The 25,520-nt window shown below is 58.4% G+C and carries 25 protein-coding genes and 1 pseudogene; 9 read left to right on the plus strand and 17 right to left on the minus strand.

Features of this window, described 5'->3' with window-relative positions; translation table 11 throughout:
* From mnmE to AC2FFD_RS12615, 3 genes are all read right to left on the minus strand, one after another.
* A complete protein-coding gene (mnmE, locus tag AC2FFD_RS12605; RefSeq protein WP_496873214.1) occupies nucleotides 1–1,287 on the minus strand; it encodes a tRNA uridine-5-carboxymethylaminomethyl(34) synthesis GTPase MnmE in 1,287 nt (428 codons plus the stop codon).
* Between the two features lie 31 nt (nucleotides 1,288–1,318).
* Complete coding sequence (gene rho, locus AC2FFD_RS12610; protein ID WP_170345848.1) at nucleotides 1,319–2,590, minus strand: transcription termination factor Rho; 1,272 nt, start codon at nucleotides 2,588–2,590, stop codon at nucleotides 1,319–1,321.
* 122 nt (nucleotides 2,591–2,712) lie between these two features.
* Nucleotides 2,713–3,162, minus strand: coding sequence for a CopD family protein (locus tag AC2FFD_RS12615; protein WP_170345850.1), 450 nt, complete (start codon nucleotides 3,160–3,162; stop codon nucleotides 2,713–2,715).
* Between the two features lie 404 nt (nucleotides 3,163–3,566).
* On the opposite strand from AC2FFD_RS12615, the gene AC2FFD_RS12620 reads away from it, so the two are divergent.
* Genes AC2FFD_RS12620 through dnaQ form a run of 4 tightly spaced genes read left to right on the plus strand, consistent with a single transcriptional unit; the run spans nucleotide 3,567 to nucleotide 6,301 of the window.
* Nucleotides 3,567–4,166 carry a Maf family protein gene (locus AC2FFD_RS12620; RefSeq protein ID WP_496873215.1) on the plus strand — a complete coding sequence of 200 codons (600 nt, stop codon included), beginning with the start codon at nucleotides 3,567–3,569 and terminating at the stop codon, nucleotides 4,164–4,166.
* Nucleotides 4,163–4,996, plus strand: coding sequence for a shikimate dehydrogenase (locus AC2FFD_RS12625; protein WP_171330670.1), 834 nt, complete (start codon nucleotides 4,163–4,165; stop codon nucleotides 4,994–4,996). The genes AC2FFD_RS12620 and AC2FFD_RS12625 overlap by 4 nt, the downstream gene beginning before the upstream one ends.
* The gene (gene coaE / locus AC2FFD_RS12630) at nucleotides 4,993–5,586 is read left to right on the plus strand and encodes a dephospho-CoA kinase (RefSeq protein ID WP_496873216.1); all 594 of its coding nucleotides are present in this window, start codon (nucleotides 4,993–4,995) and stop codon (nucleotides 5,584–5,586) included. Before AC2FFD_RS12625 ends, coaE begins: the two co-directional genes overlap by 4 nt.
* Nucleotides 5,579–6,301 carry a DNA polymerase III subunit epsilon gene (dnaQ, locus tag AC2FFD_RS12635; RefSeq protein ID WP_496873217.1) on the plus strand — a complete coding sequence of 241 codons (723 nt, stop codon included), beginning with the start codon at nucleotides 5,579–5,581 and terminating at the stop codon, nucleotides 6,299–6,301. Before coaE ends, dnaQ begins: the two co-directional genes overlap by 8 nt.
* Nucleotides 6,302–6,325: 24 nt before the next feature.
* On the opposite strand, the gene secB is transcribed toward dnaQ, so the two are convergent.
* Together secB and AC2FFD_RS12645 are read right to left on the minus strand one after the other, a co-directional pair.
* The gene (gene secB / locus AC2FFD_RS12640; protein WP_171230153.1) at nucleotides 6,326–6,826 is read right to left on the minus strand and encodes a protein-export chaperone SecB; all 501 of its coding nucleotides are present in this window, start codon (nucleotides 6,824–6,826) and stop codon (nucleotides 6,326–6,328) included.
* 54 nt (nucleotides 6,827–6,880) lie between these two features.
* Entirely contained in the window at nucleotides 6,881–7,381 is a 501-nt protein-coding gene (locus AC2FFD_RS12645) for an FxsA family protein (RefSeq protein WP_170345859.1), read from the minus strand.
* A gap of 108 nt (nucleotides 7,382–7,489) precedes the next feature.
* Between AC2FFD_RS12645 and AC2FFD_RS12650 the strand changes: the two genes are divergently transcribed.
* Genes AC2FFD_RS12650 through AC2FFD_RS12660 form a run of 3 tightly spaced genes read left to right on the plus strand, consistent with a single transcriptional unit; the run spans nucleotide 7,490 to nucleotide 9,773 of the window.
* A complete protein-coding gene (locus AC2FFD_RS12650; RefSeq protein WP_170345861.1) occupies nucleotides 7,490–8,149 on the plus strand; it encodes a Tim44/TimA family putative adaptor protein in 660 nt (219 codons plus the stop codon).
* Nucleotides 8,146–9,186, plus strand: a complete 1,041-nt coding sequence (gene mltA / locus AC2FFD_RS12655; RefSeq protein ID WP_496873218.1) for a murein transglycosylase A — start codon at nucleotides 8,146–8,148, stop codon at nucleotides 9,184–9,186. The genes AC2FFD_RS12650 and mltA overlap by 4 nt, the downstream gene beginning before the upstream one ends.
* Nucleotides 9,186–9,773: a Smr/MutS family protein gene (locus AC2FFD_RS12660; protein ID WP_496873219.1), complete on the plus strand. Its 588-nt coding sequence runs from the start codon at nucleotides 9,186–9,188 to the stop codon at nucleotides 9,771–9,773. Before mltA ends, AC2FFD_RS12660 begins: the two co-directional genes overlap by 1 nt.
* On the opposite strand, the gene AC2FFD_RS12665 is transcribed toward AC2FFD_RS12660, so the two are convergent.
* From AC2FFD_RS12665 to hslU, 3 genes are all read right to left on the minus strand, one after another.
* On the minus strand, nucleotides 9,770–10,990 hold the full coding sequence (locus tag AC2FFD_RS12665) for an MFS transporter (RefSeq protein WP_496873220.1): 1,221 nt from the start codon (nucleotides 10,988–10,990) through the stop codon (nucleotides 9,770–9,772). The genes AC2FFD_RS12660 and AC2FFD_RS12665 overlap by 4 nt on opposite strands.
* Nucleotides 10,987–12,117 carry an alpha/beta hydrolase gene (locus AC2FFD_RS12670; RefSeq protein WP_496873221.1) on the minus strand — a complete coding sequence of 377 codons (1,131 nt, stop codon included), beginning with the start codon at nucleotides 12,115–12,117 and terminating at the stop codon, nucleotides 10,987–10,989. The genes AC2FFD_RS12665 and AC2FFD_RS12670 overlap by 4 nt, the downstream gene beginning before the upstream one ends.
* Before the next feature lie 68 nt (nucleotides 12,118–12,185).
* Complete coding sequence (gene hslU, locus AC2FFD_RS12675) at nucleotides 12,186–13,493, minus strand: ATP-dependent protease ATPase subunit HslU (RefSeq protein ID WP_496873222.1); 1,308 nt, start codon at nucleotides 13,491–13,493, stop codon at nucleotides 12,186–12,188.
* Nucleotides 13,494–13,684: 191 nt separating this feature from the next.
* Here hslU and AC2FFD_RS12680 point away from each other — a divergent pair, with 191 nt between their 5' ends.
* Entirely contained in the window at nucleotides 13,685–14,926 is a 1,242-nt protein-coding gene (locus AC2FFD_RS12680; protein WP_496873223.1) for an MFS transporter, read from the plus strand.
* Here the strand turns inward: AC2FFD_RS12680 and hslV are convergent.
* Complete coding sequence (hslV, locus tag AC2FFD_RS12685; RefSeq protein WP_170345873.1) at nucleotides 14,918–15,475, minus strand: ATP-dependent protease subunit HslV; 558 nt, start codon at nucleotides 15,473–15,475, stop codon at nucleotides 14,918–14,920. The genes AC2FFD_RS12680 and hslV overlap by 9 nt on opposite strands.
* Nucleotides 15,476–15,672: 197 nt before the next feature.
* On the opposite strand from hslV, the gene AC2FFD_RS12690 reads away from it, so the two are divergent.
* Entirely contained in the window at nucleotides 15,673–15,867 is a 195-nt protein-coding gene (locus tag AC2FFD_RS12690; protein ID WP_496873224.1) for a DUF1127 domain-containing protein, read from the plus strand.
* A 61-nt stretch (nucleotides 15,868–15,928) separates the two neighbouring features.
* Here the strand turns inward: AC2FFD_RS12690 and AC2FFD_RS12695 are convergent, their stop codons facing one another.
* The 8 genes and pseudogenes from AC2FFD_RS12695 to tsaE all read right to left on the minus strand — a co-directional run bounded on the left by AC2FFD_RS12695 (nucleotide 15,929) and on the right by tsaE (nucleotide 25,520).
* Nucleotides 15,929–16,291 carry a Lin0512 family protein gene (locus AC2FFD_RS12695; RefSeq protein WP_170345876.1) on the minus strand — a complete coding sequence of 121 codons (363 nt, stop codon included), beginning with the start codon at nucleotides 16,289–16,291 and terminating at the stop codon, nucleotides 15,929–15,931.
* Nucleotides 16,288–16,638, minus strand: a complete 351-nt coding sequence (locus AC2FFD_RS12700; protein WP_257599675.1) for a Lin0512 family protein — start codon at nucleotides 16,636–16,638, stop codon at nucleotides 16,288–16,290. Before AC2FFD_RS12700 ends, AC2FFD_RS12695 begins: the two co-directional genes overlap by 4 nt.
* Before the next feature lie 73 nt (nucleotides 16,639–16,711).
* A pseudogene (gene trxA / locus AC2FFD_RS12705) lies at nucleotides 16,712–17,041 on the minus strand (thioredoxin); the annotation flags it as partial.
* A 51-nt stretch (nucleotides 17,042–17,092) separates the two neighbouring features.
* Complete coding sequence (gene addA, locus AC2FFD_RS12710) at nucleotides 17,093–20,449, minus strand: double-strand break repair helicase AddA (RefSeq protein WP_496873225.1); 3,357 nt, start codon at nucleotides 20,447–20,449, stop codon at nucleotides 17,093–17,095.
* Nucleotides 20,446–23,370, minus strand: coding sequence for a double-strand break repair protein AddB (gene addB / locus AC2FFD_RS12715; protein WP_496873226.1), 2,925 nt, complete (start codon nucleotides 23,368–23,370; stop codon nucleotides 20,446–20,448). Before addB ends, addA begins: the two co-directional genes overlap by 4 nt.
* Nucleotides 23,363–24,049: a nucleotidyltransferase family protein gene (locus AC2FFD_RS12720; RefSeq protein ID WP_425079473.1), complete on the minus strand. Its 687-nt coding sequence runs from the start codon at nucleotides 24,047–24,049 to the stop codon at nucleotides 23,363–23,365. Before AC2FFD_RS12720 ends, addB begins: the two co-directional genes overlap by 8 nt.
* Nucleotides 24,046–25,050, minus strand: coding sequence for an aminoglycoside phosphotransferase family protein (locus AC2FFD_RS12725; RefSeq protein ID WP_496873227.1), 1,005 nt, complete (start codon nucleotides 25,048–25,050; stop codon nucleotides 24,046–24,048). Before AC2FFD_RS12725 ends, AC2FFD_RS12720 begins: the two co-directional genes overlap by 4 nt.
* Nucleotides 25,047–25,520 carry a tRNA (adenosine(37)-N6)-threonylcarbamoyltransferase complex ATPase subunit type 1 TsaE gene (gene tsaE, locus AC2FFD_RS12730; protein WP_425079475.1) on the minus strand — a complete coding sequence of 158 codons (474 nt, stop codon included), beginning with the start codon at nucleotides 25,518–25,520 and terminating at the stop codon, nucleotides 25,047–25,049. Before tsaE ends, AC2FFD_RS12725 begins: the two co-directional genes overlap by 4 nt.

Genomic DNA, 25,520 nt, shown 5'->3' on the forward strand with positions numbered 1-25,520 from the left:
TTATTTTCCCAAACAGAAGCTGGAGAAGATTTCATCCAACAGAGTTTCCACGTCTATTCTGCCCACCAGGGATTCAAGGGCGCGAATGGCGGTTCTCAGCTCCTCTGCCGCAATATCATACAGGTCTGGGCCTGATTCCAGAACCGAGATCGCAGATGTAAGTGAGTCCAATGCTCTGGTGATTGCAATGCGGTGACGTTCCCGAGTTGCAATACCATGCGTAGTAGTTCGCTTACGCAGCACACACGATATCTGGTCTACTAGCGCATCTATTCCCTGACCTGTTTTCCCTGACACACCCTTCCCCTCGATCCCCCGAAGGTCTGCTTTGGGCAAAACATGTATATCATCTTCCCGCATCTCCACCCCCAGGTCCTTCGGTGTTTCAGACAGGAAAACGCGAAGATCGGCGGCCTCCGCTCTGCTGCGCGCAAGCTCGATGCCCAGGTTTTCGACATGATCTTCGGTCTGTCGCAACCCCGCCGTATCCAGCAAGGTCACCGGTAGACCAGCCAGATCCATGCGAACTTCGATCACATCACGCGTGGTCCCGGCATATTCCGAAGTGATGGCCGCCTCACGGCCTGCCAAGGCATTCAAAAGGGTGGATTTTCCCGCATTTGGAAGGCCCACGATCGCAACCTCGAACCCTGTACGTATTCGCTCGGCAATCTTGACGCCATCTGCTTCACGATCAAGGTCCGACATGACACCTTGGATCAGCGCGCGTACTTCCGGCGTCACATCGGTTGGAACTTCTTCATCCGCAAAATCGATGACAGCCTCCAACAGGGACGCAGCCCGTATCAGATCCCGACGCCACCGTTCAGCCAATGTGCCCAGCTCGCCCGCCAGAATGGTCTGAGCCTGCTTACGTTGTGCTTCCGTTTCTGCATCAATTAGATCGGCCAGGCCTTCAACCTGAGTCAGGTCCATCTTGCCGTTTTCCAGTGCCCGGCGTGTGAACTCACCCGGTTCAGCGATGCGCAATCCTTCCGTATCCGACAGGCAACGCAGCACGGCGTTGACCGAGGCGGTGCTTCCATGAATCTGAAGCTCGGCAACGTCCTCACCGGTAAAGCTAGCCGGGGCCTGGAAGGTCAAGATCAATCCGTCGTCCAAACGTGCTCCGCCATGATCGGTCAGAGTGCGAAGGACCATGCCACGCTTTGGCAGCGCACCACCCGTCAGGCGCGCCGCTGCTGAATGGGAGTCCGGACCCGAGAGGCGGATGACCGCCACCCCGGCTTTGCCCTGCGCGCTGGCCAAGGCGAATATCGTATCCATTCGAAGGCCTCGCTAGAGTTAAAGACCAGTATCAGGTGTTCATGGAATCGAAGAATTCGCTGTTTGTCTTTGTCTGCTTCAACTTGGACAGCAAGAACTCGATTGCGTCGGTCGTGCCCATCGGGTTGAGGATACGCCGCAGAACGAAGGTCTTGGCCAGGTCGCCCTTGTCGACCAGCAGGTCCTCTTTCCGGGTGCCGGATTTGAGGATGTCGATGGCCGGGAACACACGCTTGTCTGCGATCTTGCGATCCAGAACGATTTCCGAGTTACCCGTACCTTTGAATTCTTCGAAGATGACTTCGTCCATCCGGCTGCCGGTATCAATCAGTGCGGTTGCGATGATGGTCAGCGATCCGCCTTCCTCGATGTTCCGCGCCGCACCAAAGAACCGCTTGGGCCGTTGCAGGGCGTTTGCGTCCACACCACCGGTCAGAACCTTGCCCGAGGATGGGACCACGGTGTTAAAGGCCCTACCAAGTCTTGTGATCGAGTCGAGAAGAATAACAACATCTCGTTTATGCTCAACCAGACGCTTGGCTTTTTCGATCACCATTTCCGACACGGCAACGTGACGCGACGCCGGTTCATCAAAGGTCGAAGACACCACCTCGCCCTTCACCGAACGCTGCATGTCCGTCACCTCTTCGGGGCGTTCGTCGATCAGCAGCACGATCAGGTAGCATTCCGGGTGGTTGCGTTCGATCGAATGCGCGATGTTTTGCAGGATCACCGTCTTACCGGTTCGCGGCGGCGCCACGATCAACGACCGCTGGCCCTTGCCGATCGGCGCGACCAGGTCGATCACGCGGGCGGACTTGTCCTTGATGGTCGGATCCTCGATCTCCATCTTCAGCCGCTCATCCGGGTAGAGCGGCGTCAGGTTGTCGAACAGGATCTTGTGCTTGGCCTTTTCCGGATCTTCGAAGTTGATCTTGGTCACCTTCGTCAGCGCGAAATAGCGCTCATTCTCATCCGGAGCCTTGATCTCGCCTTCGACGGTATCCCCTGTCCGCAACGAGTGCTGGCGGATCATCTCGGGTGAGACATAGATGTCATCCGGGCCGGGCAGATAGTTCGCCTCGGGCGAGCGCAGGAAACCGAAACCGTCCTGAAGCACTTCAAGCACGCCATCGCCACCGACGGTCCAGCCCTCATCCGCGCGTTCACGCAGAATCTGGAACATCATCTCGCCCTTACGCATGGTCGAGGCGTTTTCGATCTCCAGTTCTTCGGCCATCGCCAGAAGGTCTTTGGGGCTTTTGGCTTTCAGATCAGCAAGATTCAGGGATTCGGTTGTCATGATATATACCTTCACCGCTCACAGCGCGGCACGAAGTGGAATTTCAGTATGGAAGATACGCCGCCCGGACGGGCGTGTTGATCCCTACATAAGCGCAGTGCGGTTCGGAGTCAAACAGGCCCTCAGAACTTCAGAACGACCGCCAGAACGATGGCAACCATCAAAACGGTCGGGACCTCATTCATCATGCGAAACTGCCGCCCAGTGAGCTTGTTTCGCCCTTCCAGGAAATCCTTGCGTCGCGCCATCAACCAGTGATGAAACCATGTCATGCCGATCACGGCGGCGCCCTTGACCCAAGGCCAGCTCCATTCCCACCCCACGATGCCCGGCGTAAACACCATGATCAAACCACAGACCCACGCTACGATCATCGCCGGGCCCATGATCACACGCAGCAGCTTTTCTTCCATTTCAAAGAAAATTTCCTGTGCGCCATCGACGGCCTGAGCTTTCTCAACGTGATAGACAAACAACCTGGGCAGATAGAACAGGCCTGCCATCCAGGAAATCACCGCCATGATATGAAGTGACTTCACCCACGGATACAGTGTGAAAAGAAGATCGGTCATTTCGGCTCCGGGCGTTGTTCGGAACCCTCCCTAATAAAAAAATAAGAAAAGAAAAAGGATGATGGTTTTGTAGGGTGAGCAAAATCCGTGGATTACTTTTTTACACAAGCGTTTTCCCCAGGTGGACAGATCACGGAATTCTTTAGGTGATTCTGTTGGTGGATATTTTAAACATTTAAAATCAAGGGTTTATTCTCATCCTTCCTTGTTTCACTTGGGGATAACTGGTAGGAGAATTCGGGATATCGAGGTTTTCCAGAGAAACTGACTTATCCTTGTCCGGACGGGATGGGATTTGAGCGACTCGGGGATCTTTGTCGCGAAATCCACGGGGTTGCGTGTCAACCGGAAACCCATACAAAGCATCCCTGAACTCTCAATGATTTGCGCACGGGGTTTTCCACATGTCTGTCCCCATTCTTCTTGCTTCCGGGTCCGCCATTCGCGCGCAGCTGCTTGAAAATGCAGGCGTACCGTTTGTGGTTCAAACCGCGCGCGTGGATGAAGAGACGGCCAAACGCGCCCTGCTGGCTGAAAACGCATCACCACGGGACATTGCCGATACACTCGCAGAAATGAAGGCGCGGAAGGTCAGCGACAAAAACCCCGGATCCATGGTTCTGGGATGTGATCAGGTTCTGGACTTTGACGGTCAGCTGATGTCAAAGCCGGAAACCCCCGAACAGGCGTTGGCCCAGCTGAAAGCCATGCGAGGCAAGCGGCACATGCTTTTGTCCGCGGCCGTGATCTATCAGAATGGAGAGCCGATCTGGCGGCATGTAGGGCAGGTGCGGTTACGGATGCGGGCCAGTTCGGACGCCTATCTGAAAGACTATGTGGCGCGAAACTGGGACAGCATCCGGCATGCCGTCGGAGCCTACAAGCTGGAAGAAGAAGGTGTCCGCCTGTTCGCCACCATTGACGGCGACTATTTTAACGTTTTGGGTATGCCCCTGTTGGAGCTGCTCAACTTTCTGGCTGTCAAAGGGGTAATCGATCAATGACGGACTATCGGGTTCCTTTGGCCGGTGTGATTGGACATCCCATTGGTCACTCACGATCCCCCAAACTGCATGGTCATTGGCTGAAGACATACGGTCTTGCCGGTCATTACATCCCGATGGATGTGGCACCCGCCGATCTGGAAGCCGTGCTGCGCACCCTGCCCAAGGCGGGTTTTGTTGGCGCCAATGTGACCGTTCCCCACAAGGAAGCCGCCTTGAAGATCGCGGATCATGCGTCTGACCGTGCAACGGTGATAGGTGCGGCGAACACTCTGGTGTTTCGTGAAGATGGCTCGATCCACGCGGATAACACTGACGGGTACGGGTTCATGGAGAATCTTCGCACCGGTGCACCGGACTGGAATGCAAAGGACGGGCCGGCTGTTGTCTTCGGGGCCGGAGGGGCCGCGCGCGCCGTGTTGCAGGCATTGTCTGACGCGGGTGTCCCGGAAATCCTGCTGACTAACCGAACCCGCGCCCGTGCGGATCATCTGAAAGAGGAATTCGGCCAACGTATCCGCGTGGTGGATTGGGTTCAGGCCGGAAATGTCATCGAAAACGCAGAGCTCGTGGTGAACACCACCTCGTTGGGCATGCAGGGTCAACCGGAATTGCGGGTTCCACTCGATGGGTTGCAGCCCGGTGCCGTGGTAACGGATCTGGTTTATGCGCCTTTGAAAACCCGCCTGTTGCAAACAGCAGAACAGGCAGGATGCACCGCAGTCGATGGGCTGGGCATGTTGTTGCACCAGGCGGTACCCGGTTTCGAACGCTGGTTCGGTGTGCGCCCCGAAGTTGATGCTGATGCGCGTGCGGCGGCCTTGGCATGAGTTTCGCGCTTGGCCTGACCGGTTCCATCGGCATGGGGAAAAGCACAACGGCGCAGATGTTCGTCGAAGAAGGCTGTGCCCTGTGGGATGCGGATGCGGCGGTGCATCGCCTGTATTCCAGGGGGGGCGCGGCCGTTGGCCCCATGGAACGACTGTTTCCGACGGCCATACAGGACGGTGCGGTCAACCGGGAGGCACTGAAACAGATTATTGCCGCCGATCCCGCTGCGCTGAAGGCCATCGAAGCCATCGTTCACCCTCTGGTCGCTGCTGACCGCGCAGCATTTCGTGAAACCGCGACTCACGACATCCTGGTGTTCGATATTCCGCTTTTGTTTGAAACGGGCGGTGACGCGGCGATGGACGCGGTGGCGTGTGTTTCGATCCCGGCCGACGAGCAAAAGCGGCGTGTCATGGAACGGGGCACAATGACCGAGGCGCAGTTCGAGCAAATCCGCGCCAAGCAGATGCCGAATGAAGAAAAATGCGCGCGGTCGGATTACGTCATCGTGACCGACACTCTGGACCACGCCCGCGCGCAGGTGCAGGATGTGGTCAGGCAGATACGGGCGGGGATGGCAGATGCGTGAAATTGTACTCGACACCGAAACCACGGGTTTCGATCCCGAAAGCGGTGATCGGATCGTGGAAATCGGCGCGGTTGAACTGTGGAACCACGTCGCAACGGGTGAGACGTATCACGTTTACATCAACCCTGAACGTTCGATGCCGGAAGAGGCATTTGGCGTGCATGGCATCGGCCCGGACCTGTTGGAAAACCCACGTCCGCCGGAAAAAGGCGAAGTGACGCTGAAAGACAAACCGGTTTTTGCCAAGATCGGACACGCTTTTCGCGAATTCGTCGGCGATGCGCGGCTGGTGATCCACAATGCATCTTTCGACATGAAGTTCCTGAATGCCGAACTGAAATGGATGGGTGCCCCGCTCATCCCGATGGAACAGGCGCTGGATACGCTGGCGATTGCGCGCAAACGGTTCCCCGGCTCTCCGGCTTCACTGGATGCGCTTTGCCGTCGCTTCAATATCGACAACTCGAACCGTGTTCTGCACGGCGCGTTGCTCGACTCTGAAATCCTGGCCGAGGTTTATCTTGAGCTGATCGGAGGACGACAGCCCGATTTTGGACTGTCAACATCTGCATCATCCGTGGCAGGCGGCGGCGATGATTGGCGACCGGCACCACGAGCCACGCCGCTGCCGTCTCGTATTACCGAGGATGAACGCGCGGCACATGACGCGTTCATCGAACAACTGGGCGACAATGCCCTGTGGACCCGCACCTGAACCCGTCAGGTACGGGCCAAAACCTCAGGCGTCTGTCTTTTGGGACTGTTCGGCCTGACGACGCATCAATTCGTTGCGATACAGGGCGACGAAATCGATATTGTCCAGATTCACCGGTGGGAAACCGCCGTCACGGGTGATGTCGCTGACGATGCGGCGCAGGAACGGGAACAGCATCCGCGGGCATTCGATCATCAGGAACGGGTGCAGTTGGTCTTCCGGCACACCTTCCACGTGGAACAGGCCGCAATAGTCCAGCTCACACAGGAACAGAACGTCTTCCAAACCTTTGGCTTTGGATGTCAGGTTCAGCTTGATCGACACTTCGAACTGGTGGTCTGTCGGGCGTTTCTTGGCGTCCAGATTCACCTGAACCGCGATTTCGGGCTGTACGTCACCGGAAACACCCTTCTGGGCCATCACGTTTTCAAAGGACATGTCGCGGATGAACTGCCCCAGAACACGCATCTGAACTTGCGGGGCGGCTTTGGCCGCAGTGTTTTCTGCAGCTTTTTCTTCGGCCATGGATCTACTCCAAAAATGAAATTCGCCACTGCTTATCAAGTTGGGCGCGGCACCTCAATGCCGGTGGGGGCCTTCCACCCATTTAGACGGCTTTGACGGATCATTTTTAGGGCGGACCTCGGTAAAGTCGCCGTCTATGATGTCACCCTGATCGAACGGATTTTCCCGTGACCGAAAACCGGGGCCCTGACCCATCTGAAACTGGGTAACGGTGACTTTCGATCTGAGGTACCTGAAAACCGCAACCCGTACGCCCGGAACAAGCAAGGCAAATCCAATGGCATCAGTGAAAAATCCCGGTGTAAGCAACAAAGCACCCGACAACAGGATCATCGCACCATGCGCCAGCGGCTCGGTCGGGTCGTCCAGTTCGGCAAACGACCGTTGCAGGTTTCCCAACGCCATGCGACCTTGTGTCCGCACCAAAACAGTGCCCAAAACCGCCGTCAGTACTACGATGGCAAGGGTTGGCCACAAGCCGATCAACCCGCCAACCTGAATAAACAGCGCAATCTCGATGATGGGCACCAACAAAAATGCCAAGAACAGATACATTTGCGTTATCCTTTCCCTTAGGCCGGGCTGTGGACTTGCCACCTACGGTCACCTACATAGTGGCATGAGGCCGCGTATACAAAGCCGCGGTTCTGAAAAGAGGATGAAATGAACGAACCCATGATCCAGTTGCTGGTCCTGGCCGGAATTGCCGTTTTCCTGATCCTGCGCCTCAAGAGCGTGTTGGGCACGCGTGAAGGTTTTGAAAAACCGCCTGTGCAGCAGCAGCCCGAAGCGCATAAGTCGCGCCGCGATTTCGAAGTGATCGAAGGCGGCCCGGATCATGACATCACAGACCATGTCCCGGAAGACAGCGAGCTGGCACAGACGCTGGCGGCGATGAAACGGGTTGAACCCAGTTTTTCCGTCACCGAGTTTGTTCAGGGTGCGCGCGGTGCCTATGAAATGATCCTGATGGGGTATGAAAAGGGAAACCTGGACGAGATCCAACCGTTCCTGTCGGAAGAAGTTTTTGAATCCTTCGTTGCGGGCGTCGCCGCACGAGAAGATCAGGGCCTGACGATCGAGGCCGAGTTTATCGGTGTCCGAGAGACGACCCTGACGGATGTGAAGTTCGACAAGGATACCAATCAGGCCGAAATCACCATGAAATTCGTGGGTGAACTGACATCGGTCGTGCGGGATCGCGGTGGCGATATCGTCGAAGGCAGCCCCAATACCGTGAAACGCCAAAAGGACAGCTGGACCTTTGCCCGTGTGATGGGCAAGGACGATCCGAACTGGCTGCTTGTTGCCACGGACGCATGATTGCCACGCTCCGGTCGCTTTTACTGGTGGGTGCAATGACCGCTGCCAGCGCTGCCGGTGCCGAGGCAACGCGATCCATTCTGTCGTTCGATGATCTGCATGGCTGGGCCGAGGATGACCACGGTGCAGCCCTTTCGGTTTTTCTGAACACCTGCGGTGATCTGAAGGATCCCGATTGGCGGGCCCTGTGCGGTGTGGCAAGAACCTACGATGCCGAAGCGGCACGGTCGTTCTTTGAGCTCTTTTTTCGCCCTGTTCTGGTCGAGGATGGTGAGGATGCCCTGTTCACGGGGTATTTCGAACCCGAACTTGATGGTGCGCGTACCCGGACGGATCGTTTCAGGTACCCCATCTACAAAATGCCGCCCGAGGCCCGCGCTGAGGGGGCCTGGCTGAGCCGGCGAGAAATCCTGACCAGTGATGTCATGCAGGGCCGCGGGCTTGAGATTGCCTGGGTCGATGACCCCGTAGAGTTGTTTTTCTTGCAAATCCAGGGTTCGGGTCGTGTTCGATTGCCGGATGGGGGGGCTTTGCGCGTCGGGTATGGTGGTGCGAACGGGCATCCCTACAGGTCAATTGGCGTGGAACTGGTGCGGCGCGGTATTCTTGGCGCGCATGAGGTCAGCGCGCAGATGATCCGCGCCTGGGTGCGCAAGAACCCCGAGGCCGGAGCGGAATTGCTGCTCCACAACCCCTCATACGTGTTTTTCCGCGAAGTTTCACGTGTCGCGCCCGAGCTTGGACCGCTGGGTGCCATGAACCGATCCATAACGACCATGCGCAGCATCGCGGTCGATCCGGCCTATACCCCGCTGGGTGCGCCGGTTTGGGTGGAAAAGGACGGCAAGGAATCGATCCGCCGCCTGATGATCGCGCAGGATACAGGTGCGGCCATCAAAGGCGCGCAACGGGCTGATATCTTTTTCGGAACGGGGGACGAAGCCGGTCAGTCCGCGGGCAAGCTGAAGGATCCGGGCCGGATGGTGCTGTTGCTGCCCATCCAGCGTGCCTATGCCCTGCTGCCGGATGAATTCTGATGACCCGGCGCAAACTGACAAACGAAGAGATCGAGCTGTGGCGCAAGGTCGCCAAACAGGCCGAGAGGCTGCACCCGGGAATCCCGCAGACGGTCCATCCGACCTCTTTGCCGAAACCTAAGCCCAAGAAAACCCCGAAACCGCGTTTTCAGGCATTCGAACTTGGACAGACCTTTCAGTCGAAACCGAAACCGAATGATCTGAAACCTTCGGTGACGGATGCGCTGCGCAATGCACCGGTTCAGATGGACAACAAGGCCTTTGGCCGGATGAAGCGCGGCAAGCTGAAACCCGAAGGCAAGCTGGATCTGCACGGTATGCGGGTCGCTTCGGCCCATCCGGCGCTGATCCGATTTATCCTGAGCGCGCAGGCACAGGGAAAGCGTCTGGTTTTGGTCGTGACCGGCAAAGGCAAGGATCGGGACGAGCCCGGTCCGATTCCGACGCCGCGCGGTGTTCTGCGAAATCAGGTTCCTCACTGGTTGTCGATCCCACCGCTGGCGCAGGCGGTGTTGCAGGTCACGCCGGCTCATATAAGCCACGGCGGAGACGGGGCGTATTACGTATATCTCAGGCGCGCGCGCTAAAGGTCGCGGCGGGCGCGGGAAACACCGACCCAAACCAAGGCGCATACCAGCACGAAAAACAGGCCTATCCAGAAAAACTGAATGCTCAGCGAGAAACCAAGGTCAATCAGAACGCCGGTCAAACCAGGGCCGATGGCTGACCCCAGAACCATGACAGCCGCAGCCAACGCCTTTATGGCGCCGATATGCCGGGTCCCATAGAATTCTGCCCAGAACGCGCTGGGCAAAGTGCTGTTTGCTCCGACCGTCAGGCCAAGAAACACCAACCCAACCGTCGCGCCGCTGATTGATTCAGTCATGCCCAGAACCACGAACCCAACCGCCATCGGAAGTTGATAGTATGGCATGATGCGCGCAGTGCCCCATTTGTCCAATGCCCAGCCCGCAGCAAACATCGACAGCAGCGATACTCCGGTAAAGATCGGGAACAGAGCGACCAGTTGAATATGCTGCCAGCCTTTGACCTCAGCGAAATAGACCTGATGGAAGAAAAACGCGGTAATGAATGCCGATGGCGCAAGCACGGCGGGCACCATGAACCAGAACAAGGGGTCAAACAGCGCGTCGCGACGGCTCCAATGGCGACCCTGCATCCCAATGGCAGAGGATTTGCTGGCAAGGCTTTGCGGTGTTCGTTCCTCGCGCAACAGTCGCATCAACACGGGAATTCCCAAGGCGGTCATCCCCGCCGCGACGACCCACAGCCAACGCCAGTCCATGTAAACCATGGCCGCAACAAAGATCAGGGGCAGCAAGGCCTCACCGATGGCATAGCCGATGGATGCAATGGAAAGCGCCTTGCCCCGCGTGACCGTGAACCACCGCGCCATGGCGACTGCGGCCAGATGCGTGCTCATCCCCTGACCGAGAAGGCGCAGCAGAAAAATCACCACCGGCAACAGCAGCAGCCAGGTATTCAGCGCCATGGCAAGGGCGGCCAGGGTCAACCCGGTCAGAACCACCGGACCCAGCACCCGGACACGAAAGATGTCCGTTAGCCCTCCGGCCCAGATCATCACGATGGCCGACAGGGTTGTGCCCAATGTGTACAGCCCACCCCATGCACCGTGGCCGAGACCGAATTCCGCGCGGATCTCACCGGCAAAGATCGAGATGAAGAAGGTCTGCCCGAAGCTGGACAAAAACGTCAGAAGAACGCCGGCGCCAAGCCAGGTGGCATTGTCCAGAAGATACTGACGCAGCTTGAACCGCGTCACGGAGAGCTGACCTGTGCCTGCCCGGTTTCCGTCAGAACAATTTCAGTAGCACCATCTGGATTGCGTTCGGTAGGTGGCACCAGAATATCGATGGCCGGTCGGTCTTCCCGCCCGAAGGTATTGTTGACACGCCGCAACGAGTTGAGGATCGACAACAAAGCCGGGGAGGTCGCGGCAACGAAATGAGAGGATGCCGCGTCGCTGTTGAAAGCGGTCGTGTCGATCACACTGATCGGAAATTCCTTGAGTGAGTCGATCGAACTGATGTTCCCCAATCGCTGGCCCTCATCAGTGCCACGCAAGCGGCCCGAGATGTTCAGTATCTTGTCCTTTTGGGACACCATTACGATGAACGGATCGGGTGGGTTGTCGATACGTTTCATCTGCGAGCGAAACAGATCGAGATCCAGATCGGGTGAGATCAGCACGACCCCATCGATGTTTCGGTTGGCCCAGCCGGGTTCTTGCAGTTCGGTTTGTCGCATCATTTCCATCGCCAACGCACCGCCCATGGAATGCGCGACCAGAATAACGCGTTTGACACCCATGGCTTTCAACTCGCGGATGGTCTGTTCCAACCCGTCGCGGGCGAACAGCATACTGTCCAGATCATAGGCGTATCCATATCCCGTCGCACGGCTTGGCCACGAATACACCAGCGTTGATCCGGGGAGGCCGATGTCATGTGTCAGCTGCGCCGCGCGGAAGATCGTTTCGGTCTGGGTCGAATTGTAGCCGTGCACAAAGATCGTGACGTCATCCTGTCCTCGCAGATGCTTGTGCAGCCCCTGCGGTCCATCCAACTCGGTCACGTCTGCCAGAACGAATTCCTTCCGCGGATTCGGGTTTGCGTAGGAAAAACGGAGCGTACCCGGCGTATGCGTCGGTGGAATCGAAACAGTCGTTTCCAGAAACTTGAGCGTTTCACCGCGTCGGAATCCATAAGATCCGTCAGCGTCACGCGCGCGGGTCGTGCTTGCGAAGATGGTTTCGGGTGTGCCGACATTCATGGCACTTGGCACGACCTCGGACACCGTCCGGTCAACACAGGCGCCGAGCGAAAGAGATACGAGCAGAATGATGAAATAGCGCAGCACGGGCCAACCCTCTGGGTGAATTGTGGACACGCTATCCTATTCTTGCCTAACGTCCAGCATGGCAAGTCGAGAACAACGGCAAAAAACGGCTGGCCGTGTTACAGAACGTAACGGCTGAGATCAGAGGACTTGGTCAATTCTCCAAGATTGTCACTGACGAATTGCGCGTCAACGGTGATTTTCGTACCGGCCTTGTCCGGTGCAGCGAAGGACAGTTCTTCGAAAACCCGTTCCATGACCGTATAGAGCCGCCGCGCGCCGATGTTTTCGATGCTCTGATTCACGTCAGCCGCGATCTTCGCCAATGCCGCGATGCCGTCCTCGGTAAAGCTGACGGTCACGTCCTCGGTGCTCATCAACGCCGTGTATTGCAATGTCAGGGCATTGTCGGTTTCGGTCAGGATGCGCACGAAATCTTCTTCGGTCAGGGCGCGCAGTTCGACACGGATCGGCAGGCGCCCCTGCAATTCCGGCAACAGATCCGACGGTTTGGCGATGTGAAACGCACCCGAGGCGATGAACAGGATATGGTCCGTTTTGACCGGACCGTGCTTGGTGCTGACTGTGGTTCCCTCGATCAAGGGCAGAAGGTCGCGTTGCACCCCTTCCCGGCTGACATCGCCGCCGCGTGCATCGGAACGGGCGCAGACCTTGTCGATCTCATCCAGAAATACGATGCCGTTCTGTTCGACGGATTCCAGCGCGGTGCGGGTGACGGTTTCGTCATCCAGCAGCTTGTCGGCTTCTTCCCCGATCAGCAAATCATAGCTTTCGGCGACGGTCAGGCGTTTCTTGACGGTGCGTCCGCCAAAGGCCTTGCCGAAAATGTCGCCCAGATTCATCATGCCCATCTGACCGCCCGGCTGCCCCGGAATGTCAAACATCGGCATCGGGTTCGAGGTGTCGGACAGTTCCAGCTCGATCACCGTGTCGTCCAATTCACCGGCTTTCAGCTTTTTGCGGAACATCTCGCGCGTGCCTTCGCGCGCATCCGCGCCAGCAATGGCTTCGATCACGCGGTCTTCGGCGGCCTGATGCGCCTTGGCCTTGACGTCTTCGCGCATGAACTCGCGGGTTTGCAGGATAGCCGCGTCTGCCAGATCGCGCACGATCTGTTCCACATCGCGACCGACATATCCAACCTCGGTGAACTTGGTGGCCTCGACCTTGATAAACGGCGCGCGGGCCAGTTTCGCCAGACGGCGGCTGATTTCGGTTTTGCCGACGCCGGTGGGTCCGATCATCAGGATGTTCTTGGGATAGACCTCTTCCCGGATGTCGTCCGGCAATTGCTTGCGGCGCCAGCGATTGCGCAGGGCCACGGCCACGGCACGCTTGGCATCCTTCTGCCCGATGATGAAGCGATCCAGTTCCGAGACAATCTCGCGCGGGGTCAGGTCGGTCAAAGGGCGGTCCTTTCGGTCGGCATTTGTGTCATGCGGCTTAGGTAATCACGGTACGGGCGAAAACAACCAAGCCTGTATTCATGGCCGTGTTGGTTAGCAATGCAGGCTCAGGTTTGCAAATGCTTTGCTTGGGGAATGCGGGATCCGTCTGCTACTGTGTATCGAGGGTTTGAAGGCCAGGAGCGTAAGACATGACGAATATTGCCAAGATTACCCTTCTGTTTGTGGTGTTCGTGGATCTGATCGGACAGGGGCTGGTCTTTCCCATCATCAACTCGCTGATCATGGAAACGAAATCCGGGTTTCTGCCCGAAAACACGCCCGAGGGGCGCAGGCATTTCTATTATGGCCTCGTGATCGGGTGCTTTTTCCTGTCGTGGTTTCTGGGCGTTGTCTATGTTTCGAAAGTATCGGATTCGATCGGGCGCAAGAACGCTTTGCTGGTGTGCCTGGGTGGTGCTCTGGCCGGCTATGCCCTGACGATTGCCGCGCTTTACCTCAACAGCCTTCTTCTGCTGATCGTCGGGCGTTCGATCACCGGGTTTACTGCGGGCAACCAACCCATTGCGCAAGCGGCGATGATCGACGGCAGCACCGACGCGACAGACCGGGACCGGAACATGGGCTATATCGTGACGGGCGTCAGCTTTGGCCTGGTGGGCGGGCCGATCATCGGCGCGGTCCTGTCAGACGCAGCCCTGCTGGGCGGCTTCGCCACGCTGAGAACGCCGTTTTACGGCGCTTTTGTCCTTGTGATGATTGCTATCTTTCTGGTCCTGTTTTTCTTCCAGGATACCCGAGCGGATCGCGCGCCCTTTGTGTTCCGTCCCCGTGACATAACAGACAGCCTGGCAGCAGTGCGTGGTCACCCGATCGTGTTGAAGATCCTGCCGGTCTATTCGTTCTTCATGATCGCCAACGTCACCTTCTACGTGTTTGTCGACAATTTCCTGACAAGTGCCTTCGGATACGGAGTCATCGGTGGCAGTATGGCGATGGTCGTCATCGGCGTCGCACTGGCCTTTTCCAGCACGTTTCTGGTGAAACCCGCGCAGGAGAAGTTCAGCAAATATGCGATTATCTACACGTCACTCATCGTCATGGTGATCTGCGGATTCGCATTCGCCTTCAGCCCAAGTGGCATGTTCAGTTACGTGCCGGTCTTTTTCTTCTACTTCCTGTTCGGAATCGCCTACCCCACCATGCTTGGGCTTTTCTCTTCCAGCGTCAGCGAGGCGGATCAGGGCTGGGTCATGGGCGTGACAACCGCGGTGTTCTGCCTTGCGGGCGGGATCATGTCGCTGATCGGGGGCGGATTGATGAGCATCGATATCCGCGTGCCCTACTATGTCGTGATCATCGCAGCGATCATTGGCCTGATCGGCATGCATCGCCGCTGGAAAGGCAAGGAAATCTCGGCGCTGCTAGCCTGAGATCGTCTCAACCGTCAGTTTGCCGTTGGTATAGACGCAGATATCGGCCGCGATGGCCATTGCCTGACGCGCGACCTCTTCCGCCGACTTGTCGCTGTCCATCATCGCGCGCGCGGCGGCCAGTGCAAAATTGCCCCCGGATCCGATGGCGGCCACGTTGTGTTCAGGTTCCAGCACGTCACCGGCGCCGGTGATCACGAACATGTCCTTGCCGTCCGTGACGATCAGCATCGCCTCAAGCTTTTGCAGGTATTTGTCGGTGCGCCAGTCTTTGGCCAATTCCACCGAAGCGCGGGCAAGTTGGCCCGGTGTCGCCTCCAGCTTGGCCTCCAGCCGTTCCAGCAATGTGAAGGCGTCGGCCGTCGACCCGGCAAAGCCGGCGACAACTTCGGACCCTCCGGGGGACAGGCGGCGCACTTTGCGCGCCGTGCCCTTGATCACGGTCTGACCCAGGCTGACCTGCCCATCACCGGCTATGACGATCTGACCGCCCTTCTTGACGCCAATGATCGTCGTGCCGTGCCAACCGGGAAAGTCGTTGTCTGCCATGATCGTCTCCGTTTTCGCTGGCGGTATATATGGGCCGGGTCGCAGGTTGGCGCAACCCGTTCTTCAATTGCCCAAAAGATATGCAAAAAACGCATTCCGGGGTTACCGGACCAGCAATTGTGAGTCCGGGCATGCGGGACTACATGGGGTTCACAACCGACAACGGGTCGGCTGTTTCTTCACAAAGGACCGCGCACATGGCAACCACAGCTAACATTCATGCGCCGCTCGGAGCAGCTACCATCCTGCACGTAGTGGACGCGTTCATCAATGTCGTCAACACCGTTGTCGAATGGAAAGATTCCCGCAAAACCCGCAAACTCCTGTCGGAACTCAGCGACGCTCAGTTGGACGATATCGGCCTGAGCCGCGCAGACATCGCCGAACTCTGATGTTCCCACAGATCCCCAATTCAAGACAGCCGCACGGTTTTCCGAGCGGCTTTTTCTTTGTTCAGCCTTGAACGTATTTTCCGGCAAGATCAGGCAGAAATGCCTCGATCGCCGCAGTTGCAACCACGTGCCGCGTTCCCGCTTCTTCATCGACAACGTCAAGCCCACCTTTGACTGCGCGAACCTCGGCCCTGCCCCGCGGCAGATCAGAGGCAACCAGATCGCAATCCACCTGTTCAGGGTCCTGCACGCCGATCGTGACGCTGACGCGCATTTCGGAATGGTCGATCCCCAGTTTCGAAAACAACGTGATGGATGAATGGTGCAAGGCATCCTGCACCGCGCGGCGGGCCGCCTTGGTATAGTCCCGGCCGTACAGGTCGTTGCCTGTTCCCATCTCCAGAATGATGCGTTTTTCACTCATTGTGCGGGCTCCATGTCGAAGGAAACGATCAGGGCGGCGTTGGCAATGACCGTGTGCCCGTCACTGTGGGGCTTTGCGATGTCCAAGCCCCCTTTGGTGACAGTGATGTTGGGATGACCATAGGGAAAGACAGCTTTCAGCGCGTCGATGTCCACCTGATCCGGTTGCTGAACACCGATTTCGGCATCAATGATCATCGCCTCTTTCGGGAACCCGAACAGTTCCGCCATGTTGACCGAGTTGTGCCAAAGCGCATCCTTGATCGCCCGCAGTGACGCCTGGGTATAGTCCATCCGGCGCAGGGACGTGCCCATCCCGAATTCCACAAGGACCCGCGTTTTTGCCATTGGTGTCTCCGACGTCTTCAAAAAAAAGGCGCCCCGATCTGAGGCGCCTACGAGACAATCTGTTAGGACCAGATCAGATGGATTCGTCAATCCAGCTTTGCAGGGCGGCTTTGGGCGCCGCGCCGGCGCGGTTGGAAACAACCTGACCGTCCTTGAAGATGAACAGTGCCGGAATGCCGCGCACGCCCATCGCGGCCGCCGCGTTCGGGTTGCTGTCCACATCGACCTTGGCGATCTTAACCTTGTCGCCATACTCGGCTGCCAGTTCTTCCAGCGCGGGGCCGATTTGCTTGCAGGGGCCGCACCATTCGGCCCAGAAATCCACGACCACGGGAACGGTCGAATTCTTGACTTCGGCGTCAAAGGTGTCGTCGGTTACGGCTACGGTCGACATATTCTGTCTCCTGAATGGGGTAAACTTGGGAACAGAACGTAGGTGCCGCTTCGGGTAAGGTCAAGATATCTGGGTGCGGGCCAGTGCATCTGTCACAAGATCGTGTGGCAACCACATCAGGCTTGCCGTACGAGTCCACAGGATGGCGGTTCGAATGCCGTGGTCCGGATAGATCTGAGCCAGCGCCTGTGCGTACGCCCCCATCTGTCGCAACAGGCCTTCGGGGCAGTCTTCCGCGCGGTCTGGAACGGTGGCATTTGATTTGAAATCAATCACATGCACTTCCGTTTCCGATACGATCAGACGGTCGACAACACCATGCATCCGCTGCCCGTTCAGAGCGGCAGCAATGGGCACTTCGGCCAACGTGTCAGGCGCGAAGACGGGCTGCAAGCCTTCTGCTGTCAGAACAGTTGCGGCTTCGTTCAATATCTCTTGCCGGTCCGTTTCCTGCATATCGGGCAGCAACCGGGCGCAAAGCTCTGGCCAAAGGTCTTTCTCTGCCTCCGGAAGGTGTTCCAGCAGCAGGTGCAGGCGGGTTCCGCGCAGTTTGGCCGTCTCTTCATCCAGGCCGGCATCACCGGGCAACGCCTTTGGGCCACCCAGATCCGAAGGGCTGAGCGTGCTGGCAGGCGCAACCGGATCCGGAGCCGGATGGTGAAACATGTCCGGCAAATCGACTGGCCCAACGTCAGTGTTCGGTTGATCGACCAAGGGCAGCGCGTCCCAATCCCCGTGGGACAGGCGGCGGATATTGGAACCCGGAACCTGCGCGGCCCCGGCCCGGTTCATCGCCGCCTCGACCATCTGATACCAGCTGTTGCCGTCTTTCCCCAAATCGCCTGCCGCCGCTACGATCAACCACTTTTCCGCCCGTGTCAGAGCCACATACAGCAACCGAAGCCGTTCGTTTTCCTCGCGGCTGCGCGCCTCTTCCCGCGCCTGGGAGATCAGGTTTGGTGACGCGTCCGCCGACACTTTCCACAACGGCGTGCCGCCGGCCAGCATGATCTCGGCATCACGCGGAGGCTGGCGTTTGCCGGTGTCCGGCAGGATGACGATCGGCGCCTCCAACCCTTTTGAGCCATGAACGGTCATCACCCGGATCCTGTTGCCGACGCCGCTCATCTGTCGTTTGATTTCCAGATCGTCGGTCTGCATCCAGACCAGAAACCCCGTCAGGCTGGGGATATCCGTTCGCTCATAGGCCAGAGCCTGGGACAACAGCGCGTTGATGCCATCTTCGGCTTCCGCCCCCAACCGCCCCAACAGCTTGCGCCGTCCGTCATGGCGGGTCAGGATACGTTCGATCAGATCATAGGGGCGCAAAAAGTCGATCTGGCTGCGCAGATCATTCAGCACCGACAGAGTTTCGGGAAACTCTTCCGCGCGGTTGCGCAGTGCGGCCCAAAGAAACTGTTCCTTCCGACGGTGCGCCAGATCGAAAAGCTGCTGTTCGGACCAGCCGAACAAGGGGGATTTGAGAACCGTCGCCAGGGACAGGCTGTCTTCGGGCGTGGCCAGAAAGCTGAGCAATGCCGCAAGATCCTTGACCGCCAGCTCAGCGCCCACTTTCAACCGATCTGCTCCGGCGATGGGCAGGTGCAGCGCCTTGCAGGCACGGATGATCTCGGCAAACAGGTCCGAGCGGCGTTGCACGAGGATCAGAAAATCCCCCGGCTGCACTTTTCGACGAACGAATTGGCCGGGTTTGCCATCTTCCGGGATCGTCTCACCCCGTTCGATCATGTCTTTGATCGACTGTGCAACCTTTTCGGCCAGAATGACGGTGTGATGCCGTGCGCCGGGACGATCAACCGGATCGGTCCAATCCCCGTCTTCGGTATCTGCAACCTTTTCGACAACGGGCCAAAGATCAACACGACCTGGCAGATCGGCCTTGAATGCACGGTGCTGACTGTTCTTGTGAAACCCGGCATCAGAGCGGTTTTCAAACAGAATATCGACCAGAGTCAGGATCGCGCTGGAGGATCGAAACGAGTATTCCAACGTCGAATCCCACAGTTTAGAGCCTGATTCAGCCAGTCTCCGGCCAAACTCTTCCTGCATTCTGTCAAAGGCCTGTGGATCGGCGCCCTGAAAGGAATAGATCGATTGCTTCTTGTCGCCGACGACGAAGATCGTGCGTTCAACCCCGGATCGGGCCCCTTCCCCACTGGTGAATTCCTGCGCCAGTTTCTCGATCACGTCCCATTGATCGGGGCTGGTGTCCTGTGCTTCGTCCACAAGAATATGATCGATGCCCCCGTCCAGTCGGTACAGCACCCATTCGGCCACTGCCGGATCGTTCAACACCTGCCGCGCGCGCAGGATCAGGTCGTCGAAATCCAGCCAGCCGCGCAATTGCTTGCGCCGTTCGTATTCCGGCAGGAAGGCTGCGGCAAAGCGGTGCAGAACCGCGGTTTTCTGCGCCGCGACCAGCGCCAGACGCTGTTCTCGTGCGGCTTCGATCCGCAGCATGAAGGCCTCGAGCTGCGGCATCCGGTCGGCCAGCACACCTTCGCGCAGGGGTTTGGTCGGAAAAGCGTTGAGTTTGGCCGTGAAGGGTTCCTTTGCGCCCTTCCCTGTCAGAAACACGCCTTCCAACATGGGTAGATGTGCCAATCTGGCTTCGTTGAACCCGGCCAGTTTCTCGGCGGCCTTGGCGTTGTTGCCACCGCTTTCGGTCAAAGCGGGCAGCATGGACCGGATCAGGTCGACTTCGCCACCAAGAAAAACCCGCCCAAGCAGCGCGGTTTCGTCAAAGCCGGCGGGCAGATCGAAGCGATGCAGCAGATCGGTCCACCCAAGCGGCTGCGCAAACAGATTGCGTTTTTGCGTGAGTGCAGCAGTCAGTTTGTCAAAACCCGTGTCCGTGACAAACCGGGCCACATCTTCAATCAACCCGGCCTGAGGGCCTGCGGCGAAATCTTCGACAATCTCCTCTCGCAACAAGGCTGCTGCGCGGTCTTCCATTTCGGTGAACTGCGGGCTGACGCCAGCCTCGAGCGGGAATCGTCGCAGCAACGAGGCGCAGAACGAGTGGATGGTCTGGATTTTCAGACCTCCCGGCGTTTCGATGGCGCGGGCAAACAGGGTGCGTGCTTGCGCCAGCTTGTCCGAGCTGATTTCGCCGGGTACACCCAGGTCGGTCAGCTGTTCCAGCAGAGAGCTGTTATCCAGCATTGCCCATTCACCAAGGCGCTTGAACAACCTGTTCTGCATCTCGCTGGCGGCGGCTTTGGTGTAGGTCAGGCACAGGATGTGCTGAGGCTGGACTCCGTCCAGCAGCAAACGCGCCACCCGGTCCGTCAAAACCCGGGTTTTGCCAGACCCGGCATTGGCCGCCAGCCAGGTCGAGGCATCGGGGCGCGCGGCCTGCACCTGCCGTTCTGTTGCATCGTTGCGCGGGCTCATGTCAGGTCCTCAGGGCATGTTTCGGCTGTCCGGTCCCATTCGCCGAACCGAGCCAGGTGATCATAATCACCGATATCTGAATCCTTGTGCAGCATACGACGGGACGAAAATCCCTGATCAGGCTCTAAATAAGCGGAAATCAACTCTTTCAGCTCGGCAAGAACTTTGTCGGTTGGTTCTTTTTCCAAGGGCGCGGCAACCTCCTTGTAACTGCCACCCATACCGATGAAGATGGCTTCGGCCACGCCTGTCGGGTCAAGGCCCTCAATCCCGCCTTGCTCGGCCATGGCCGCCTCGATCAGCAACTGCTTGTCGAATTTGGATTGCTGACTTTCCGTGGGTGGCGCGCCGGTTTTATAGTCGATGATCCGCAACGCACCCCGGCTGTTGCAATCGATCCTGTCCGCGCGCCCGACAATGGTGAAATCCAGAGGGTTCAGCACCAGCTTCATCGCCGCCTCAAACGCCACCGGCCCGCCATCAGCCCGGCGCGCGAGTTCTGCGCCAAGGAAATCCTCCGCGATCCGTTCCAACCGGGCCAGCCACAGTTTTCTGGCGGTTGGCCAGGCGACATGCTGATCCAACAGGGCGTGTGCCCGTTTCAGGAAGTTTTCCCGCGTCAGCAAGGCGCTGTCGAGGACGCTGTCCTTGATGAAATGCTCGAGGATTTCGTGAATAACAATCCCTCTCAGCAAGGCATCGGGGGCTTGCACAAGTGGATCAAGCGGTCTCAGCCGAAGCACATGTTTGGCGTATATCGCGTATGGGTCGCGGATCAGCCTTTTTATCTCGGTCACAGACAGTCGGCGCGGGCGTGCGGCAGCCGGTGGGCGCGGAGATGGGCGCGGTGCGGGGTCGATAGGCGGCGCATCTTCCAGTGCCTCGGACCAGTTCAGCCATTTTTCGCCCTGAGCGCGCATTTTGGCCAGAGCTTCGGGGCCACCCTGACCCGGCAAACCCTGCAACAGGTTGGTCAGTCGGTTCAGCCAGCGCGACGGAACCGTCTCGGCATCATCCGAGCGGGTCGCGCGGGTCAACCACACTTCGGGTGCGCCGACGGCCTGCTGGAAGTCATGCGCAGACAGGCCGATCCGGCGCTCGGGCAGCAACAAGCCGGCTTGGTCACGCATCTGCCGGTTCAGCCAGGGGTCGGGTGTTGGCGCCTCTGGCCAGCTTCCTTCATTCAACCCTCCAAGGATCAGCAGGTCGGCACCCTGCACCCGTGCTTCGAGCGTGCCCCAGATCATGATGTGCGGATGCGGCGCATCGCGGTCACGAACCTCTTCGCCCGCAAGCAGAGCGCCCAGCAGATCGGCAAAGTCATGGGCCGTCATCAGGCCGCCATGCTGCGCCTCTGCCCCAAGCGAATTCAGCACCTCCAGCGCCTTTTGGCCTGCGTTTTTGTCCCACAGAGTACCTGTTTCACCCGTGCTGCCAGCCGAGATCGCCTCGGCCAGTTCGATCAAACGCTCTACCCAGTCAGCGAGGTGCAGTTCATTGGTGATCTGCTGGTCGCAGAAGTGATGCACGACCCATTTGACCCAGCTTTCCGGGGCTTCTTTGCGTACCGCAAAAGCCGTAAGGCTTGCACTGTCAGGAAAGGGCGGGCCGTGGCGGCGCAGGTCAAGCTCCAGATCACGCGTAAGCAGCAAATGGTTTCCGCGGTCACCGCCGTCATGACAAAGCGGGTGCTTCAAAAGGGTCAGCAGCGTCTCGCCTTCCAGACGGCGCGTGAACAGGTTGGTCACATGGCGCAGAAAACGACCCGGCGGAGAAAGTTGCAGCGGCAGGCCAGCACTGTCGTCCGGCACGATGTTCCACCGATCCAGCGCGGCGCTGACCTGGCGGGTCAACATGCGATCCGGCGTGATCAGAGCGGCGGTCTGTCCTGTTTCCGCCGCTTGCCGCAGGCGCAGAGCGATGGCCAATGCCTCGGCGCGGGGTGATTGCGCCTCGACCAGCGTCAGGCCGTCGGTCGCGCCTTTGATATCGGACAGTTTGGGGCCTTCGGTCATCCATGCGTCAGTGACGGGCGCCGGACGTAAAGCCAGGGATACCAGTCGGTTACGGGCGGGTGAGGGGGCTGAAAAATCCGTCCATGGGGTGATCTGACCCGGCGCAAGTTCCAGCGCGCGCATCAACTTGCGGAAACGGTATTGTGGGTGATCTTCAGACGTCAACGCATCATCCAACCCCTGCCAAACGTGATCCGGCTGGTCGAAATCAAATCCGGGCAGCACCAGTGCCCCTTGTGGCAGGCGCGCGATGGCTTCCATCAAAATCAGCGTGGTGCCACGAGACCCGGTAGAGCCCGCCAGAATGACCGGGTGTTGTGGGGGGGCAATCTGCCATCGCGCGACCAGGTTTTCGACCACGCGGCGCTGGCGGGCCTGTGCATCCATCGTCTGCCCGCCGGTGTCGATGAAATGATCCGCGATGCCGATAAAAGCCTGTGCCCGTGCCCAGTGTCCGGACATGTCGCTGACATCCAGCTGCCGGATCGCCTCGGGCGACACGCCCTCGCCCTGCATTTCGTCAATCAGTGCGGCCAGACTGTCGGACAGGTCAAAGACCGAGGATCGGGCGGCAAGATCCGGCTGTTGTTCCAGCAGCTTGGATACCAGCTGAGTCAATTCAAGACGTCGTCGCAGGGGTGGTATGGCTGGCGGGATCTGCGCCAGATCAACCCTTTCGCCCAGGTCCGTCACCAACGAGAGACGGGGCTGAAGGCACGGCGGCCCCTGATTGAACAGATCGCGGACACGCCGTTCCATCCGTCTTGTGTTCAGAACCAACTCTATCCGCGCCAAAGCTTCGGGCGGGCCCGAACAGCGCTGCCGCAGGCCATCGACCAACGCTTTTGGGAAATCCGTACCGGGGGGCACGGCAAAAACTCGGGGCAGGGTACCAGACTCAAACATCAGCCAGCAAACCCTCGGCCAGAGCGATACCTTCGGGGCGGCCTACGTCACACCAGCGTCCGGGGTATTCGACCGCAAAAAGCCGACCCTGATCAAGCATCTGGTTCCAAAGCAGGTTGAGCGAAAACGCCGTTTGCGAGAACGAATGCAATCCATCGGTCTTGAGGATCTGTGCCCCACCATACACCAAACCGGGACCACGCGTGATCCGTCCATCCTTTTCGGCCGTGAAATCACCCGATCCAATATGACCAACGGTTCGCGCAACTGGAACACACATCAGCAGCGCGTCCATACGGCTCGGGTCCCAGGCTTTCTGCAACAGGGTCAAAGGATTTGGCCCGGACCAGATCGCGTCGGTGTTCAACGTGAATACGGGGTCGGTGCCCAGCATCGGCAAAGCAGCCCGCAATCCGCCGCCTGTTTCCAGGATTTCAGGGTCTTCCCGAGACAGCAGAACGCCTTTGGGGCCGAGATGCGCCGCGAGCTGATCAGCGTGATAATGCAGGTTGGCAACGGTACGGACAGGATCAAGATCTTTGACAAGGTCCAGCGCATGATCAATCAGTGGTCGCCCCGCCACTTCGATCAATGGCTTGGGCCGGTCTTTGGTCAACGCGCCCATACGGGTGCCGAACCCGGCTGCGAACAGCATTACGGCAAATGGCGATCCGGTCATTGCGTTCTCAACTTGGCCAAGTTTTCCGGTGTGGGCCTGGGCAAAGCTTCGTGCAGCAGGGGCGCCACCGAAACCAGGGCAGGGTGATCAAGGTCGCGCATCAGATGTGCCCAGACGGCCGGGATCATGTCCACATAGTGAGGCTTGCCATATTCCGTCGCCAGACGTGCGAAGACGCCAAGGATGCGCAGGTTTCGCTGGGCCCCCAATACACTGTAGGCCGTGCGGAAATCATGGTCGTCCATACCTGACGCAGAGATGTAGTGGTTGATCATCTGCATTTCGATCCCGGCCGAGACATCTCGTCGTGTATCCTGTAGCAGCGACACCAGATCGTAGGCCGGGTGCCCCAGCATGGCCAATTGAAAGTCCAGCAGCCCGACGCGTTTCACGCCTTCACGCTGCGGCAGCCACAACAGGTTTTCCGCGTGATAATCCCTGAGAATGACAACTTTCGCACCGGATGTTTCACGATGCAGGATGTCCGCGAACCGGTGCTCGAACCGGGACAGGGCGTCTTCATCACATGCTCCCAGGATACCGGCCGAATACTTGGTGAAGGCCAATGAAGCCAGTTCCGTCATCAGGGACGGATCATATGACGGCAAGGACAGCGAAGGCGCCTGATGCAGGTGGAGCAGCACGTCGGTGGCGGCCCGGTACAATTCGCGTTCTTTGTCGGGATCTTTTTTCAGGACGCGCGCGAAAAGGTCATCACCCAGATCTTCCAGCAACAGAAAACCGTACCGGGTATCTTCTGCGTAGATTTCCGGAGCGCTCAGACCAATCGATCGGAGGTATTCCGCAACGCGCACGAAGGGTTCAACATCGTCACTTTTTTCAGGTGGCGCGTCCATCAAAACCGCAGTGCGCCCGTCGGTTGGATCAATCAGCCGTTCATATCGCCGGTTCGAGGCATCGCCTGCAAGTGGCGTACGTGTTGCCTCGGCCCAGGGTGTTTGTGCAATCAGGGCCTCGGCCAGGACCATCCTGTTCGTCATGCAGTATTCTCCAGTTTTTCCACCCATTTCGGAGCAGTCCAAGACAGGGTCACATGGCGGAATTCAGTATTATTAGGGTCTGTTTCAAAGGTCAGCGTCAACGCGCCCCGGGGCGCCAACGGGCCCAGCTTGTCCGGCCATTCCACAAGGCAGATTGCCGTATCAAAAGCTTCCGTCAGGCCCAGTTCGTCAACTTCTTCCGCCGCGCTCAGGCGATACAGGTCGCAATGCCATATTTCACCTGATGGTGTGTCGTAAGCCTGGACCAAAGTGAAAGTTGGCGAGGGCACATCTTCGGGTTCAGCCATCAATGACTGAATGAGGTTGCGCGCGAAATGCGTCTTGCCGCTGCCGATCGAGCCTTCCAGCAGAACGACATCGCCCGGGCGCAGTGATGTTCCCAATTGCCGTGCGAAAATTGCGGTTTCTTCGGGCGATTTGAAAGTCAGAGATCGGGCGGTCTGTGTCAT

It is taken from the genome of Ruegeria sp. YTSC002 (genome assembly GCF_059609845.1).

Bases quoted from the DNA above. Each gene is read 5' to 3' on its own strand.
- mnmE (WP_496873214.1), bottom strand. From the start codon at position 1,287: ATGGATACGATATTCGCCTTGGCCAGCGCGCAGGGCAAAGCCGGGGTG.
- rho (WP_170345848.1), bottom strand. From the start codon at position 2,590: ATGACAACCGAATCCCTGAATCTTGCTGATCTGAAAGCCAAAAGCCCC.
- AC2FFD_RS12615 (WP_170345850.1), bottom strand. From the start codon at position 3,162: ATGACCGATCTTCTTTTCACACTGTATCCGTGGGTGAAGTCACTTCAT.
- AC2FFD_RS12620 (WP_496873215.1), top strand. From the start codon at position 3,567: ATGTCTGTCCCCATTCTTCTTGCTTCCGGGTCCGCCATTCGCGCGCAG.
- AC2FFD_RS12625 (WP_171330670.1), top strand. From the start codon at position 4,163: ATGACGGACTATCGGGTTCCTTTGGCCGGTGTGATTGGACATCCCATT.
- coaE (WP_496873216.1), top strand. From the start codon at position 4,993: ATGAGTTTCGCGCTTGGCCTGACCGGTTCCATCGGCATGGGGAAAAGC.
- dnaQ (WP_496873217.1), top strand. From the start codon at position 5,579: ATGCGTGAAATTGTACTCGACACCGAAACCACGGGTTTCGATCCCGAA.
- secB (WP_171230153.1), bottom strand. From the start codon at position 6,826: ATGGCCGAAGAAAAAGCTGCAGAAAACACTGCGGCCAAAGCCGCCCCG.
- AC2FFD_RS12645 (WP_170345859.1), bottom strand. From the start codon at position 7,381: ATGTATCTGTTCTTGGCATTTTTGTTGGTGCCCATCATCGAGATTGCG.
- AC2FFD_RS12650 (WP_170345861.1), top strand. From the start codon at position 7,490: ATGAACGAACCCATGATCCAGTTGCTGGTCCTGGCCGGAATTGCCGTT.
- mltA (WP_496873218.1), top strand. From the start codon at position 8,146: ATGATTGCCACGCTCCGGTCGCTTTTACTGGTGGGTGCAATGACCGCT.
- AC2FFD_RS12660 (WP_496873219.1), top strand. From the start codon at position 9,186: ATGACCCGGCGCAAACTGACAAACGAAGAGATCGAGCTGTGGCGCAAG.
- AC2FFD_RS12680 (WP_496873223.1), top strand. From the start codon at position 13,685: ATGACGAATATTGCCAAGATTACCCTTCTGTTTGTGGTGTTCGTGGAT.
- hslV (WP_170345873.1), bottom strand. From the start codon at position 15,475: ATGGCAGACAACGACTTTCCCGGTTGGCACGGCACGACGATCATTGGC.
- AC2FFD_RS12690 (WP_496873224.1), top strand. From the start codon at position 15,673: ATGGCAACCACAGCTAACATTCATGCGCCGCTCGGAGCAGCTACCATC.
- AC2FFD_RS12695 (WP_170345876.1), bottom strand. From the start codon at position 16,291: ATGAGTGAAAAACGCATCATTCTGGAGATGGGAACAGGCAACGACCTG.
- AC2FFD_RS12700 (WP_257599675.1), bottom strand. From the start codon at position 16,638: ATGGCAAAAACGCGGGTCCTTGTGGAATTCGGGATGGGCACGTCCCTG.
- addA (WP_496873225.1), bottom strand. From the start codon at position 20,449: ATGAGCCCGCGCAACGATGCAACAGAACGGCAGGTGCAGGCCGCGCGC.
- addB (WP_496873226.1), bottom strand. From the start codon at position 23,370: ATGTTTGAGTCTGGTACCCTGCCCCGAGTTTTTGCCGTGCCCCCCGGT.
- AC2FFD_RS12720 (WP_425079473.1), bottom strand. From the start codon at position 24,049: ATGACCGGATCGCCATTTGCCGTAATGCTGTTCGCAGCCGGGTTCGGC.
- AC2FFD_RS12725 (WP_496873227.1), bottom strand. From the start codon at position 25,050: ATGACGAACAGGATGGTCCTGGCCGAGGCCCTGATTGCACAAACACCC.
- tsaE (WP_425079475.1), bottom strand. From the start codon at position 25,520: ATGACACAGACCGCCCGATCTCTGACTTTCAAATCGCCCGAAGAAACC.